15 protein-coding genes and 1 tRNA gene are annotated in these 13,687 nt (G+C 62.8%); 11 read left to right on the plus strand and 5 right to left on the minus strand.

Going from position 1 to position 13,687, the window contains the following annotated elements:
• Positions 1–27 precede the first annotated feature (27 nt).
• The 3 genes from VWY75_RS05415 to ribD all read left to right on the plus strand — a co-directional run bounded on the left by VWY75_RS05415 (position 28) and on the right by ribD (position 2,147).
• The gene (locus VWY75_RS05415; protein WP_416539319.1) at positions 28–444 is read left to right on the plus strand and encodes a secondary thiamine-phosphate synthase enzyme YjbQ; all 417 of its coding nucleotides are present in this window, start codon (positions 28–30) and stop codon (positions 442–444) included.
• A 120-nt stretch (positions 445–564) separates the two neighbouring features.
• The gene (gene nrdR, locus VWY75_RS05420; protein WP_340544979.1) at positions 565–1,032 is read left to right on the plus strand and encodes a transcriptional regulator NrdR; all 468 of its coding nucleotides are present in this window, start codon (positions 565–567) and stop codon (positions 1,030–1,032) included.
• 38 nt (positions 1,033–1,070) lie between these two features.
• A complete protein-coding gene (ribD, locus tag VWY75_RS05425) occupies positions 1,071–2,147 on the plus strand; it encodes a bifunctional diaminohydroxyphosphoribosylaminopyrimidine deaminase/5-amino-6-(5-phosphoribosylamino)uracil reductase RibD (protein ID WP_416539324.1) in 1,077 nt (358 codons plus the stop codon).
• 19 nt (positions 2,148–2,166) lie between these two features.
• On the opposite strand, the gene VWY75_RS05430 is transcribed toward ribD, so the two are convergent.
• From VWY75_RS05430 to VWY75_RS05440, 3 genes are all read right to left on the minus strand, one after another.
• Complete coding sequence (locus VWY75_RS05430) at positions 2,167–4,197, minus strand: capsular polysaccharide biosynthesis protein (RefSeq protein ID WP_416539320.1); 2,031 nt, start codon at positions 4,195–4,197, stop codon at positions 2,167–2,169.
• Positions 4,198–4,201: 4 nt separating this feature from the next.
• Entirely contained in the window at positions 4,202–5,338 is a 1,137-nt protein-coding gene (locus VWY75_RS05435) for a polysaccharide biosynthesis/export family protein (protein WP_340544981.1), read from the minus strand.
• Between the two features lie 96 nt (positions 5,339–5,434).
• Complete coding sequence (locus tag VWY75_RS05440) at positions 5,435–6,727, minus strand: capsule biosynthesis protein (protein ID WP_416539321.1); 1,293 nt, start codon at positions 6,725–6,727, stop codon at positions 5,435–5,437.
• Positions 6,728–6,981: 254 nt separating this feature from the next.
• Between VWY75_RS05440 and VWY75_RS05445 the strand changes: the two genes are divergently transcribed.
• The 6 genes from VWY75_RS05445 (at position 6,982) to VWY75_RS05470 (ending at position 11,650) form a co-directional block, all read left to right on the plus strand.
• Entirely contained in the window at positions 6,982–7,575 is a 594-nt protein-coding gene (locus tag VWY75_RS05445) for a riboflavin synthase (RefSeq protein ID WP_416539322.1), read from the plus strand.
• Positions 7,576–8,002: 427 nt separating this feature from the next.
• A complete protein-coding gene (gene ribB / locus VWY75_RS05450; RefSeq protein ID WP_416534810.1) occupies positions 8,003–9,124 on the plus strand; it encodes a 3,4-dihydroxy-2-butanone-4-phosphate synthase in 1,122 nt (373 codons plus the stop codon).
• 1 nt (position 9,125) lies between these two features.
• On the plus strand, positions 9,126–9,677 hold the full coding sequence (locus VWY75_RS05455; protein WP_416538352.1) for a 6,7-dimethyl-8-ribityllumazine synthase: 552 nt from the start codon (positions 9,126–9,128) through the stop codon (positions 9,675–9,677).
• Positions 9,674–10,165, plus strand: coding sequence for a transcription antitermination factor NusB (nusB, locus tag VWY75_RS05460; RefSeq protein ID WP_416538353.1), 492 nt, complete (start codon positions 9,674–9,676; stop codon positions 10,163–10,165). Before VWY75_RS05455 ends, nusB begins: the two co-directional genes overlap by 4 nt.
• A gap of 237 nt (positions 10,166–10,402) precedes the next feature.
• Positions 10,403–10,732, plus strand: coding sequence for a hypothetical protein (locus VWY75_RS05465; RefSeq protein WP_416534812.1), 330 nt, complete (start codon positions 10,403–10,405; stop codon positions 10,730–10,732).
• Positions 10,733–11,179: 447 nt separating this feature from the next.
• Complete coding sequence (locus tag VWY75_RS05470) at positions 11,180–11,650, plus strand: MmcB family DNA repair protein (RefSeq protein WP_416538354.1); 471 nt, start codon at positions 11,180–11,182, stop codon at positions 11,648–11,650.
• A gap of 63 nt (positions 11,651–11,713) precedes the next feature.
• Here VWY75_RS05470 and VWY75_RS05475 read toward each other — a convergent pair whose 3' ends face one another.
• The gene (locus tag VWY75_RS05475; RefSeq protein WP_340544989.1) at positions 11,714–11,902 is read right to left on the minus strand and encodes a DUF6324 family protein; all 189 of its coding nucleotides are present in this window, start codon (positions 11,900–11,902) and stop codon (positions 11,714–11,716) included.
• 204 nt (positions 11,903–12,106) lie between these two features.
• On the opposite strand from VWY75_RS05475, the gene VWY75_RS05480 reads away from it, so the two are divergent.
• A tRNA-His gene (locus VWY75_RS05480) sits at positions 12,107–12,183 on the plus strand.
• A 116-nt stretch (positions 12,184–12,299) separates the two neighbouring features.
• On the opposite strand, the gene VWY75_RS05485 is transcribed toward VWY75_RS05480, so the two are convergent.
• Positions 12,300–12,614, minus strand: coding sequence for a DUF6476 family protein (locus VWY75_RS05485; protein WP_416538355.1), 315 nt, complete (start codon positions 12,612–12,614; stop codon positions 12,300–12,302).
• Here VWY75_RS05485 and VWY75_RS05490 point away from each other — a divergent pair.
• Positions 12,613–13,647: an RluA family pseudouridine synthase gene (locus tag VWY75_RS05490; RefSeq protein WP_416538356.1), complete on the plus strand. Its 1,035-nt coding sequence runs from the start codon at positions 12,613–12,615 to the stop codon at positions 13,645–13,647. The genes VWY75_RS05485 and VWY75_RS05490 overlap by 2 nt on opposite strands.
• Positions 13,648–13,687 lie beyond the last annotated feature (40 nt).

Below are 13,687 nucleotides of genomic sequence, written 5' to 3' on the forward strand. Positions count from 1 at the left end.
GCAGAAGTTTGGGCATCGAGGTGATCCATGCAGGCAGAGTTCACCGTCTCCACCCGCGGGCAGGGGCTGTATGAAATCACCGATCAGATCGTGGACTGGGTATTGCGCGCACACTGCGACGCCGGGCTGCTGACGCTTTTTGTGCGGCACACCTCCTGTTCGCTGCTGGTCCAGGAAAACGCCGATCCGGAGGTGCAGGGCGATCTCCTCGCTTATCTGTCGCGTCTGGTGCCGCCCGCGTCCGATCCGTCGATGGCCTATCTGCGCCACACCTATGAGGGGCCAGACGATATGCCTGCCCATATCAAGGCAGCGATCCTGCCTGTCAGCCTGTCGATCCCGGTGACCGCCGGGCGGCCTGCCTTGGGCACCTGGCAGGGCATCTACCTGTTCGAGCATCGCGACGCAGCGCACAGCCGCAGGGTGATCGCGCATTTGGTTTAAGCCCCGGCATCTTGTGGTCTTAATTCACCTCTACCCAAACCCTAGAGGCTGCCATATAGTTGTGGATAAGGGCGCAGCGGCGTCCGGTTGACCGGCGGACTGGAACAGGGGGGACAGCTGATGCGCTGCCCGTTTTGCGGAAATATCGACACCCAAGTAAAGGACTCGCGCCCTGCTGAGGATCACGTTTCGATCCGGCGGCGCCGGTTCTGCCCGGCCTGTGGTGGCCGCTTCACCACCTATGAGCGGGTGCAGCTGCGTGACCTCGTGGTGATCAAGACCAATGGCAAACGTGAAGATTTCGACCGCGACAAGCTGGAGCGCTCGATCCGCATTTCCATGCAGAAACGCCCGATTGAACCGGAACGCATAGATCAGATGATCTCGGGCATCGTGCGGCGCTTGGAGAGCATGGGTGAGACCGATATCCCGTCCAAGAAGATCGGTGAAATCGTGATGGAGGCGCTGGCCCGTATAGATACCGTGGCCTACGTCCGCTTTGCCAGTGTTTACAAGAACTTCCAGGCGGCGGATGATTTTGAGGATTTCGTTCACGAGCTGCGCCCGCCGGAGGCGCCGGAAGAGTGAACGCCTCCGGACGGATGCGGGCTGGGGATACGCGCTATATGTCGCTGGCCCTGTCGCTGGGACGACGGGGGCAGGGGCAATGCTGGCCGAACCCGGCTGTCGGCTGTGTGATCGCGCGCAAAGGCCGCATTGTCGGCCGGGGCTGGACCCAGCCGGGGGGCCGCCCTCATGCGGAGACCGAGGCATTGCGCCAGGCCGGTGCACTGGCGCGCGGCGCTACCGCCTATGTCTCGCTGGAACCCTGTTCCCATACCGGTAAGACACCTCCCTGTGCTCAGGCCCTGATCGACGCTGGCGTGGCGCGGGTGGTGGCGGCCATGGAAGATAGTGATCCACGGGTTTCAGGCCACGGGTTTGCGATGCTGCGCGATGCCGGTATCGAGGTCACCACCGGGGTGTGCTCGGACGCGGCAGCGCGGGATCATGCCGGGTTTTTTCTGAAGACGGAACAAGGCCGCCCCTTTGTGACGCTGAAGCTTGCGAGCAGCTTTGATGGCCGTATTGCCACCGCTGCGGGCGAGAGCAAATGGATCACCGGACCCGAGGCCCGCCGTGCCGTCCACGCGATGCGGGCACGCCATGATGCGGTGATGGTGGGTGGTGGGACTGCTCGTGCGGATGACCCGTCACTGACCGTGCGGGATCTTGGGGTGAGCCGTCAGCCCGTGCGGGTGGTGATTTCGCGACATCTCGACCTGCCGCTGATGGGGCAGCTGGCACGCAGTGCACGCAATATCCCGGTCTGGATCTGCCATGGGACCGGCGCCGATGCTGAGCGCCTGCGCGCCTGGGAAGGGTTGGGCGCGCGGTTGCTGCCCTGCGCCGCAGAGGGTCAGCAGCTGGATGCGGCTGATGTCTTGCAGCAGCTGGGGCAGGCGGGTCTGACACGCGTCTTCTGCGAAGGCGGCAGCGCGCTTGCAGCCTCGCTTCTGGCGCAGGATCTGGTGGATGAGCTGATTGGCTTCACTGCCGGGCTGGCCATCGGGGGTGATGGTCTGTCCTCAATTGGCAGCATGGGCCTAAAGGGTTTGGCCGATGCGCCGCGCTTTGATCTGATCGACATGCGTCCCGTTGGGGCAGATATCCAGCACCGTTGGGCCCGTTCACTGGGCTAGGTCGCCTAATGGCAGCAGCCTAGCGCCAGAGATGCGCATAGGTGGAGAATAGCCCCTGAAGCTTTGCCAGGGACCGGGTGGCGGTGCCCGGGGCAGGAATATCGCCCTTCGCCAGCCGCTCCACCACCAGTTCGACCTGACAGGGCAGGCCGCTGACCGGATCCACATAGCGCGGATAATCAATCAGCGCGGCATGGACCAACCCCATCAGGGAGGGGCGGGCCTGCCGTCGGGCAACGGGCACCGCGCCCAGATCCCGGGTCAGCCCCCAGCCCGCATAGAACGGTGCGCCAACCGTGGTCACCTTGACCCCACGCAGCAGCGCTTCAAAGCCCAGAAGCGAAGTCATCGTCCAGACCTCATGCACCATGTCAAGAAGCGCCATCGGGTCACTGTCGGGCACGACGACATCCGCCAGCCCCTCGGCGGCGATGCTGCCGTCGCGCAGCCCGGCCTCCACATCCGGGTGCGGCTTGTAGATCAGCACGGCGTCCGGGTTGGCCGCACGGGCCGCCCGCAGCAGGTCGGCATTGCTTGCGATTTTCTCACATCCCAGACGGACCGAGGCATCATCTGCCACCTGTCCGACCACGAGAATGCGGTGCCCCTCGGGCAGGTTCGGGACCGTTCCGCCGAGGTTGTATTTCGACAGGCTGTCCTGCACCAGCCGCCGGGTCAGGTTCTCGGCGCGCTGTTGCTGCTGGGCGGTCAGGGTCGCGCGGGCGGCGATCAGGTCTTCCAGGTCGCTGGGCTGATGCGGATCGTAGTAGATACCCTGCCGGTCGACGACCAGCGACAGTGGCGGCACCAGCGCCGCCCCCAGCCCGCGGGACCGCAGAAACCCGTCCTCGACACGATGGGCGCCCGGAGATTGCCCGGTGCCGGTGCGCCCGGCCCAGATCATCCAGTTGCGCCCGCTGGCGCGCGCGACCTTGGGGCTGTCGCTAAACCGCAGACGTCGGTAGCGGCCAAAGAACTGTTGCAGCGGCCGTCGTTTCCACAGCCGCATTCCTGAGGCGATCCAGCCTGCGCGATCCTGCTGCCAAGCGCGGGCTTCGGCCTCCAGCGCGTCGATCACCTCCTCCAGCTCGCAGAGCCGGTCGTGATAGGGGCTGTACCAGGTCGGATAGAGGATCATCGCCGCCGCAAACAGCTGCGCGCGGGTCAGGCGGCGCTGGCGCCGGGTGATCGGGAATTCGTCCTCGCTGAGGCCCCAGCCTGCGTAGAAGGGCTGGCCAAAAACGCGGGGTTTGTGACCGCAGAGGATGGCCTCGAACCCCATCTGCGAAGACACGGTATAAACGGCGATGGCGCCCTCCAGCAGCGCCCAGGGCGAGACCGGCGCATCAAGGATCTCGACCCGTCTCTGCGCGTCTGCGGCGGTATAGTAACCGGGGCGATGGCCTGCGCGGTCCTCCGGATGGGATTTGATGATGATGCGGGCGCCGGGATGTTCGTCCTGCGCATAGTAAAGCATCTCCTGAAAGCGCGCGTGATCGGTTCCTTCATGAGGGGTGGATGCGCGGACGGAGGCGTCGCCGCGGGCCTGATCAATCACCAGAACATAACCCGGTTCCGGCACCGGCGCGTTTGGCGAATAGGCGTTGTATTTGCTCAGATGGGCGTCCTGTAGCCGGGCAATCGCGCGCCGGGCGCGGCGCATCAGCGCGCTGTCATCCAGCGGGTGCGTGGCCAGCAGCTGCTCCAGATCCGAGGGGGTGGCGGGATCGAAATGCAACCCTGACCGGTCGAGCAGCAAGCCCAGCGGCGGCTCTCCCTCACGGCCGGGATAGATCGAGCGCAGAAACGCGTCTTCGACCCGCAGCAGGCCACAGCCCTGTGCCGCCGCCACGGCCAGACCACGATGAGCGGTATCGGCATTGCCCCAGACCGCGACAAGATCCTCTGCCGTCGGCTTGCCCAGCCGCAGGTCATAGCCCGCCAGTGACAGGATGCGCCGCAGCCGCCGCTGGCGCAGGAAACCGGCGTTGAAATAGTAAAGCCGGGAGCGAATGCCCCCGGCCCTTGTCGTCGGGTCTGTTCCCGTCATGTCATCAGCCGCCGCTGGCCAAACTTTCGACGCTGGCGATCGGCGCCAGCGGGCTGGCCAGAAGCGAGATGGTCTTGGTCCACTGGGCGTAGGGTGCCTCGGTCACATAGAGCGTGTCGGCATCGCGGATCACGAAGTCGCGCGCCACGAACAACCCGTTGGGCTTGGTCAGGTTCAGCACGTAGACCAGCCGCTGCGCCCCGATCAGATCGTTGCGCCCGAGCACCTGATTGGCAATTTCCGCAGGCTCATTGCGCAAGACGAAGACGCCTGTCGGATCTGATGCGGTGGAGACCAGACCGCCGACCTGGGCGATGGCCTCAAGTGCGGACAGGTTCTGGCTTTCAAACGGGACACGCGCCTGCGCGCTGGTTGCGCCCAAAGCAGTAAAGGAGCGACTGTCCTCTTCCACCAGGATCTTGTCGCCGCCGCGCAGGGCGATGTCCAGCTCGGGGTGTTTGAACAGATCCTGGAACCAGATGGTACCGCGCTCCGCACCACGAATAACGGTGATCTGGGCGTTTTCCGGCTCAATCGCGACGCCGCCGGCGCGGGCCAGCATGGTGGCCAGCGTCCGTGTTGGACGTTCGATCGCGTAAACCCCCTGTCCTCCGACAGCCCCGGTTAGGCTGACAGTGGCGCCATCGCCTGCGAGGCGGCGGACCTGAACCTGCGGGTCGGGGGTCTGATCTTCGAGTTTCTTGGTGATGGTGCGGCGCAGCTGATCCGGCGTATTGCCTGAGGCGCGCAGCCGACCGGCATATGGCACGAAGATAAAGCCGGCGCTGTCGACCTGCACCTCTTCCAGCACCGTGGCATTGGTGGCCTCTGCCGCCAAGAGCCCGTCATCGACGTTTTCCCAGACGGTGAGGCCCAGAACATCACCGGGGCGGATCACGTCGGAGGTCAGCTGACCGGCGCTGCGGAAGCTTTCGGAAAAGCCAAGCGCCGGGACAACGGCGGTGGCGCGGGTCACGCGATCATTGACCGATACAATGAAGGCATCGCCTTCTTTTTGCACGGAACCGGCATAGATCTGACGCTTGTTCGGGCCGACCTGGGGCAGGCCGCAGGATGCTGCCAGCGTGACTGCGGCCAGAATCGCAACCGGGCGCGCCCATTGCAAGGGAACGGTTTTCACTGCTCGGTCTCCTCGACCTATTATTGTTCTGCCTCAAGTTTTAAGGCCAAGCTAGCGCAGTGTTTTGAAAAAATCCAGCCTTGGAGGTCTGGCTCGTCAGTTCACCACACGCAACTGTTGCCGCGGTGCCGCTGTCCCCTGGATCAGCGCCTGATAGGGGTCCTCCGGCGCCAGCATCATATCCACCACCTGCCGCAGCAGCTGGCGGCGGCCCTTGCGGGAATAGAAGCCACCGGGGAGCTGCGAGGTTTCCAGAAGATAGCGGCGATAATCCTTATAGGCGCGATTGTCCGGTCGTGCGGGCGCGGCAAAGAACTCCGGCAGGGGTTGGGTGGAGACAAATTCGGGCTTGTCGTAGACCGCCTTGCCAAACACCTTCAGCGGGATGCCGCGCCAGAGCACCTGCTGGCCGGCCGTCGAATTCACTGTGACCGCTGTGCGGGCCTCGTTCAGGAGGGCGGCGAGCTTGCCGCCACGCACGTAGTGGACGCGGTGTTCCAGCCCATAGTGTTTTGCCAGCTGGCGCACCGCGCGCCGGATCGGAACACGGCCATCTTCCAGCGGATGCGCCTTGACCACCAGATGGTGATGGCGCGGCGCGCCCTCCGCAAAGCCCTGGAACACCTCGGTCAGGAAATCTGTGAGGCTGGCAAAGGGGGAATGCTCCTGAAAGGCGCTGTCATGTTCCAGTTGCAGCAGGGCCAGATGATAGGGAAAGCCGCCGTTGCGGATGCGCCGGGTCGCCAATCTGCGTTCCAGCGCCTGAATTGGCATCAGCAGCAGGCGGCGCAGATAGAGCTGAAATTCGCGGGTGACCGGCAGCGCCCGATGCGGGCGGAACTGGCGGTACCCCTGATTGAGCAGCATGACACAGCCGTGGTAAAGCGCGCCGTAGAAGACATGTTGCCGGGTATCGCCCCAATGTGAAGGGGGCAGCGGCGCCTCCATATCGGAGAGCGCAAGCGCTGCGGTCATTTGCTCCACGGGCATGTCCATCAGCCGCGAGTTGCCGTTGGAGCCGTCCCGCTCATAGGTGACCCAATAGGGGCGCAGATAGCCTTCCTCGAAGACATGTACCCGGATGCCGCGGCCCCGCGCGATGCTCACCGCCTTGGCGTGGATCGGGCGGGTATCGCCGTAGAGCACCAGATCGGTGATCTTCTTGTCGTCCAGCATCGTGTCCAGATGGGCGGGCCAATCCTGTGGGGCGCCGCGATAGGGCAGGTAGCTGGCCCGGTCGCGCCAGAACGCCTGATCGCCGGCATTGAACCCCACCCGCCACACGTCTGAGCCCGCAGCCTGCAACATCTCTGCCAGGCTGGCAAAGAACGGGCCATGAGGCCCTTGCAGAAACAAAAAGCAGCGTTGTGGATGGTCGGTCTTGTGCATAATGGGCCGAATATATCCCGATTGTACAAACAATGGCTTAACCCCTAATCGGATTTAACCATCTTTCCGCGCAAGGGTAGGCTGGCGCGGCTGGGCGAGGCAAGCCCAGTGGCGGCCTGTTCTGCGCCACAGCGACCCGGGCGCGCCTATCCGGCAACAGCGGGGCTTGCCGCGCGGCGGTCCAATGGCTACCAGAGAGGCGCCGGCCGACCAAGACGGCCATAACCGCATATGCAACCTGCAGGAGCCCGCCCATGTTCACAGGCATCGTCACCGATATCGGCATCATCACCGAGCTGGAGCAGCAGGGCGACCTGCGGGCGCGGATCAAGACCGGCTATGACACTGCAACCATCGACATCGGGGCCTCGATCGCCTCTGATGGTGTCTGCCTGACGGTGATCGCACTGGGGGAGGATTGGTATGATGTGCAGATCTCTGCCGAGACCGTGTCCAAGACCAATATCGGCGGCAACGGCTGGACCCTGGGCAAGCGCGTCAATCTGGAACGCGCGCTGAAGGTCGGTGATGAGCTGGGCGGCCATATCGTGTCGGGGCATGTCGATGGCGTGGCCGAGGTGGTGGAGATCCGCGATGAAGGGGACAGCACCCGCGTGACCCTGCGCGCGCCACAGGAGCTGGCGCGCTTTATCGCGCCAAAGGGATCGGTGGCGCTGAATGGCACCTCGCTGACTGTGAACGATGTCGACGGATGTGATTTCGGCATCAACTTCATCCCGCACACCAAGGAAGTGACGACCTGGGGGGATGTTGCGATTGGCGATGCGGTGAATCTTGAGATCGACACGCTGGCCCGTTACGTGGCCCGGCTGAACGAGCAGGGCTGAGCCTCTTTCACGCGCGCCCCCGTGCAATCTGGGGCTGTCTGCCTGGGGCGTCCCAAAAGGCTCCCGCCCCCGTTTCCCGGCATCGCGGATGCCGTCTCAGGCGTTGGGCGTGGCGCGCCGCAGGGGCGGCGCGCGTCAGCGATCTCCCGCGACGAGGGGAGCTGATCTTGCGGCGCAGTTTGACCTTTGCCGTGGCTGCGTCGTGCCTGTGCAAGGGGCCATCTGCCGCCGCAACCGCTGACCCTGAAACAGCCTCTGACAGGGGAACGCGCCACCGCGACGCCGCGTCCGGTACATGGGCTGCCGCAAGCGGGGCTGGTATTTACGCTGCGGCTGGTCTATCCCGCTGGGGTATCCACGGCCTTGCTCGGGGTTGTGGAGGTCGCACTGACCATTGTCCACGACTGCCCACCGAAAGGTTGCCTGAATGAGCTTTGAAACACCGGGGCCGATTGAAGCCCAGTTGCGTGACGCAATCAGCCCTATTGAAGAGATCATCGAAGAGGCCCGTCAGGGGCGGATGTTCATCCTGGTCGATCACGAGGACCGCGAAAATGAGGGCGATCTGGTGATTGCCGCCGAATTTGCGGATGCTGCGGCGATCAACTTTATGGCGACTCACGGACGCGGTCTGATCTGTCTTCCGATGACGGCGGAGCGGGTCGATGCGCTGGGGCTGCCGATGATGGCGGTGAACAATTCTTCGCGCCATGAAACAGCTTTCACCGTGTCGATCGAAGCCCGCGAAGGTGTCTCGACCGGGATTTCCGCTGCCGACCGTGCACTGACCGTGGCGGCGGCCATTGACGAGAGCAACACGATGGCCGCGCTGGCGACACCGGGGCATGTGTTTCCGCTGCGGGCCAAACGCGGCGGTGTGCTGGTGCGCGCAGGCCATACCGAGGCGGCGGTTGATATCTCTCGTCTGGCTGGTCTGAACCCCTCGGGCGTGATCTGCGAGATCATGAATGAGGATGGCACCATGTCGCGGCTGCCGGAGCTGGTCGATTTTGCCCGGACGCACGGGCTTAAAATCGGCACCATCAGTGATCTGATTGCCTACCGCGCGCGCAACGACAATCTGGTGGTGGAGACCTCGCGCAAGACCGTCACGTCTGAAATCGGTGGCGATTGGGAACTGCGCCTGTTTACCGACCAGACCCACGGCATTGAACATGTGGTGATGACCAAGGGCGATATCACCACCCCTGAACCGGTCCTGACCCGCACCCATGCGCTGCATGAGGCAACGGATCTTCTGGGACTTGGTCCCAAACCGGGCCGACAGCTGCCGCGCGCGATGGAACTGATCGCGGCCGAGGGGCGCGGCGTCGTCTGCCTGTTCCGCGAGCCGCGCAATTCGCTCTATGCGCAGGACGACGAAGGCCCGCGCACCATCAAGCAGACCGGGCTGGGCGCGCAGATCCTGTCCAAAATGGGTCTGCATGAGCTTGTGTTGCTGACGGATTCACCCTCGACCACCTATGTTGGACTAGACGCCTACGGCCTGAGCATCGTTGGCACCAAACCTCTTCTGAAGGACGCTTGATATGGCTGCACATGAAACTCACTATACGCTGGACCGTCCGACATTCGACAAACCGGTCAAGCTGCTGATCGTGGTCGCGCCTTATTACAAGGATATCGCCGACAATCTGGTGGCCGGCGCCCAGGCCGAGATCGAAGCCGTCGGCGGCACCTGCGAACTGATCGAAGTGCCGGGTGCGCTGGAGGTGCCGACCGCGATCGCGATTGCCGACCGCAGCTCTAACTTCGACGGCTACGTGGCTCTGGGCTGCGTGATCCGTGGCGAAACAACCCATTATGAAACCGTCTGCAACGACAGCAGCCGCGCGATTCAGTTGATGGGGCTACAGGGGCTGTGCATCGGCAATGGCATCCTGACGGTGGAAAACCGCAAGCAGGCGGAGGTCCGCGCCGATGTGAAGGATCAGAACAAAGGTGGCGGTGCTGCGGCTGCGGCCTTGCATCTGATCGCGCTGACGCGTAAATGGGGCGCCCAAACCAAGGGAGTCGGCTTCAAAGCCCCTTCCGAGGCCATCAGACTGGCCGACTCAGACAATGGACCCACCACCGTATGACCACTTCGGAAAGCCAGGGCGCCGCTCGCAAGGGCAGCGACAAGCATAAAATGAAATCAGCGTCGCGGCTCTATGCCGTGCAGGCGCTGTTTCAGATGGAACATAGCAACCTGTCTTTCGACAAGGTCATCGTCGAATTTGAGGACCACCGTTTTGGGGCGGTCTACGAAGGCGATGAGATGGCAGAGGGCGATCCGAAAAGCTTTCGCAAGCTGATCGAGGGCGCAGTCAATAATCAGGCCAAGATCGACCAGATGACCGACCGCGCACTGGTGGCCAAATGGCCGATTGCACGGATCGACCCGACGCTGCGCGCCCTGTTCCGGGCCGCGGGTTCTGAGATGCTGGCAGGCAAGACACCGCCCAAGGTGGTGATCAATGAGTTCGTCGACATCGCGCGGGCCTTCTTTCCAGAGGGCAAGGAGCCGAAATTCGTGAATGCCGTTCTGGACCATATGGCGCGTGAGGCATGCCCCGAAGCCTTCTAACCAGGGCAATCTGACTGGGAGCTTCTGACCGGGGCTTGCGACAGGCGCCAGCTGCTGTGGCGCAACGAGGATCGAGAAGCGTGCCCGATGGGCGCGCTTTTTTCGTCTGCCGCCGGGCTGCCAGAACACTGCCGTAAAATGCTGGTCGACATGCGTCAAATCCCGCCGATCCGGCAATTGCCGCTGGACCATGTCGCAAAGAGTGCTACCGTTTTGGCCGAAGCAGGAGGGTATGCCATGCCAAAGCTGGTGAGTCTTTATATTCGCAACGTGGTGATCGGCTTTGCCATTGCCGCAGCTTTTGTCGGGCTGCTGTTGTGGTTCAACGTGATGAACCTCTGGCATCTGGTCAGCACATCGGACAGTGGCGTTTTGGCGGTTGCGATCCTGTGGTTCATGAACGGTATCGTTTTTGCCGGGGTGCAGTTCGGCTATGCGGTGATGTCGCTGGCGCAGAAAGAAGACACCCCGCGCGGCGGGATGCGGATCACCCCCGATATGCACTCTGAGATGGTTCCGGTGCGCGTTCCGGCCAAGAAAGCCTCTCGGCAGCTGCCGCGCCGCTGATCCGCAGATCTGGACACCAAACGTCCAGACCAGCAAGCCCTCAGTCAGCCGTGCCCCTCAGGCGCGGCTTTTCTTTTGTCAGCCAGAACAGTGGTGGAATGCGGCGGGACCACCAGGCAACCGTGCGGTTATGATTCCCGAGGACCTGTATGTACAGGTGGGCGCCAGGTAAAAGGACCAGGGTCCAAACAGAGCCAGCTCCCTCGGAATTGCTTAAGGCCACTGGAATGCTACCTGTCACGAGAAGGGCAGAACCCGCCTCCGTTCTAACTAGGCGTCGGGGCAGGCGGAGACAAGGGGCGTCCGCCGTCTTTTCGACATGGCCCTCTCACCGTGGCGGATGTGGCATGGCCGCAGGCTGTCTTGATACAATATCTGACCAGTGCGTTTGCAAGGTGCCTGCGCCATGGCCTTGTCATTTGTTCATGAATTGTTCACATTGGCCCCATGATGCAGGATCTTGCCCCCGGTCAGCGCCTCGCGCGTGGTGTGGCCCGCCATATGGCGGCGCTTGGTTTTGTCACGGTCGAAGAATTCGTTCCCGCCCGTGGTCTGCGGGTCGATGTCATGGCGCTTGGCCCCAAGGGTGAGCTATGGGTGGTCGAGTGCAAATCCAGCCGCGCCGACTATCAGTCCGACAGCAAATGGCGGGGCTATCTTGAATGGTGCGATCGCTATTTCTGGGCGGTGGATCTGGCGTTTCCGAATGAGCTGTTGCCTGACGACAGCGGTTTGATCATCGCCGATGACTATGACGCCGAGATCATCCGCATGGCGCCGGAACAGAAACTGCCCGCCGCCCGTCGCAAGAAGCTGATCCAGAAATTCGCAATGGACGCCGCCAGCCGCCTGCATCGGCTGCGCGACCCGCGACCGGGGATGGATGGGATATGGGACAGCGAGGCGCGCGGCGCCTGATTGCTGGCGGCGCGTCGGTTGGCAGGGCGGGCGCGTCAGCCCGCCGCCGGGTGTTCGTGGGGCTCAGGTATCGAGGCTGCGCGCTGCCTGGGCTGCGGCCATGATTTCTTCGGCGATTTCATTGGCCTCATCCGGATCAAAATCCATCGGGATTTCGATCCCGTCGGCTTCGATGAAGATGCGGACCATGCCTGCGTCGGTGGGGCCGATCTGCATATTGGCTTCGATGTCGCGCTCGGTGTTGATGCTCATGCGGCACTCCTGTCATGGGGCTTGCGGTGACGGGTTCTGCTAGCCTGCTGCCACTGTAATGGCAAGCACTCGCGGCTTCCAGATGGACCTCGCGGGCGGGGCAGAAGATCGCAAGCGTGACGGCAAATCTCTTCACATTCGGGGTAAAAAACTTGCCGCTTGCCTCTTGCGCTCTCATCGCCCCTGTATTAAATCGCCCTCAGTGCCGCCTTAGCTCAGTTGGTTAGAGCGCCTGATTGTGGATCAGGAGGTCCCCCGTTCGAGCCGGGGAGGTGGTACCACCCTTCAGATGATATTGATATGACCACATTGGACCGCCAGAGGCACGACGCCTGTTTTCATGTCGGTAATTCAGCGGCTTACCCTGGGTTAGCCTGCATGAACGAGCCGGTGAAGATCAGTCGCTGACCGGTTGGATCGCCACGCGTTGTTCGATAGCACCGCTCAGATTGTTCAGGATCAGGATCTCATCCCCATCGGTGACCACAGCAATCCAGCCGTCGCCAAAGGTCACGGCGCGCGCGCTGACCCCGGCTGGCAGCGTCACCGTTTCGGGCAGCTTTGGACCTGACGCAGACAAACGGATGACAAGCAGGGTCAGAACCACTAAGAACCCGCAAATCATGATCACCGTTAATGTGGTCACCATCCGCCGCAGGAACACCAGCTGGGGCGGTTCACTTTGAATATCTGTCTCAGAAGGATGTGTCATGGCCCGCCGCCGGATCGAGTTTGTCATCGCGGAAAACCCGCCTAAACGGCTTGATAAAGCGGTTTCGCGTGATGTGCCAGAGGAAGCCACCCTGTCGCGCACCCGTCTGGCGCGGCTGATCGAGGCAGGGCAGCTGCAGGTCAATGGCACGGTCGTGACCGACCCCAAGGCCAAGATCGAGGAAGGTGCGCTGATCGAGATCACCGTGGAAGAGGCCGAGGACAGCCACATCGGCCCCGAGGATATCCCGCTTGAGGTGATCTATGAGGACGACGATCTGATCGTTGTCAACAAACCCGCAGGCATGGTTGTCCATCCCGCCCCCGGAACACCATCGGGCACGCTGGTCAACGCATTGCTGCACCATTGCGGCGATAACCTCTCCGGCGTTGGTGGCGTCAAACGCCCCGGCATCGTGCACCGCATCGACAAGGAGACCAGCGGGCTGCTGGTGGTCGCGAAATCCGATGTCGCCCATCAGGGTTTGGCCGCTCAATTCGAGAAACATACGGTCGAACGCTATTACCGCGCTATCTGTTATGGTGTGCCGGATGCCAATGATCCGCGCCTGCGCGGGGTAAAGGGGACGAGCTTTGAACCCGGCAATATCCTCAAACTGACCACACAGCTCGCGCGCCATAGAACCGACCGGCAGCGGCAGGCGGTGCTGTTCCAGGGCGGCCGCCATGCTGTCACCCGTGCCCGTATCGTCGACAGCTACGGCACGCCGCCGGTGGTGGCGCTGATCGAATGCTGGCTTGAAACCGGCCGCACCCATCAGATCCGGGTGCATATGGCCCATGCAGGCCATGGGCTGGTCGGCGATCCGGTCTATGGCGGCAAGCGCAAACTTGCCGCAAAATCGCTGCCCGAGGCCACCGCAGCGGCCATCCAGTCATTCCCGCGTCAGGCACTGCATGCTGCGGTTCTGGGCTTTGTCCATCCTGTCACCGGTGACGACATGCGATTTGAAGCGCCGGTACCAGAAGATATGACAGATCTGCTGCAAATGTTGGCAACGCCTGCGGAATAATCACGCCTGCGATCAGCGAGCTCCTGATTTATTGCAGAAA

This window comes from Phaeobacter sp. JH20_08 (assembly GCF_048056635.1).
Taxonomy (GTDB): domain Bacteria; phylum Pseudomonadota; class Alphaproteobacteria; order Rhodobacterales; family Rhodobacteraceae; genus Phaeobacter; species Phaeobacter bryozoorum.

Coding starts and splice junctions, on each gene's coding strand:
- nusB (WP_416538353.1), top strand. CDS start 9,674: ATGACCACTTCGGAAAGCCAGGGCGCCGCTCGCAAGGGCAGCGACAAG.
- VWY75_RS05485 (WP_416538355.1), bottom strand. CDS start 12,614: ATGACACATCCTTCTGAGACAGATATTCAAAGTGAACCGCCCCAGCTG.
- VWY75_RS05415 (WP_416539319.1), top strand. CDS start 28: ATGCAGGCAGAGTTCACCGTCTCCACCCGCGGGCAGGGGCTGTATGAA.
- VWY75_RS05440 (WP_416539321.1), bottom strand. CDS start 6,727: ATGCACAAGACCGACCATCCACAACGCTGCTTTTTGTTTCTGCAAGGG.
- VWY75_RS05445 (WP_416539322.1), top strand. CDS start 6,982: ATGTTCACAGGCATCGTCACCGATATCGGCATCATCACCGAGCTGGAG.
- ribD (WP_416539324.1), top strand. CDS start 1,071: ATGTCGCTGGCCCTGTCGCTGGGACGACGGGGGCAGGGGCAATGCTGG.
- nrdR (WP_340544979.1), top strand. CDS start 565: ATGCGCTGCCCGTTTTGCGGAAATATCGACACCCAAGTAAAGGACTCG.
- VWY75_RS05470 (WP_416538354.1), top strand. CDS start 11,180: ATGATGCAGGATCTTGCCCCCGGTCAGCGCCTCGCGCGTGGTGTGGCC.
- ribB (WP_416534810.1), top strand. CDS start 8,003: ATGAGCTTTGAAACACCGGGGCCGATTGAAGCCCAGTTGCGTGACGCA.
- VWY75_RS05455 (WP_416538352.1), top strand. CDS start 9,126: ATGGCTGCACATGAAACTCACTATACGCTGGACCGTCCGACATTCGAC.
- VWY75_RS05475 (WP_340544989.1), bottom strand. CDS start 11,902: ATGAGCATCAACACCGAGCGCGACATCGAAGCCAATATGCAGATCGGC.
- VWY75_RS05430 (WP_416539320.1), bottom strand. CDS start 4,197: ATGACGGGAACAGACCCGACGACAAGGGCCGGGGGCATTCGCTCCCGG.
- VWY75_RS05490 (WP_416538356.1), top strand. CDS start 12,613: ATGGCCCGCCGCCGGATCGAGTTTGTCATCGCGGAAAACCCGCCTAAA.
- VWY75_RS05465 (WP_416534812.1), top strand. CDS start 10,403: ATGCCAAAGCTGGTGAGTCTTTATATTCGCAACGTGGTGATCGGCTTT.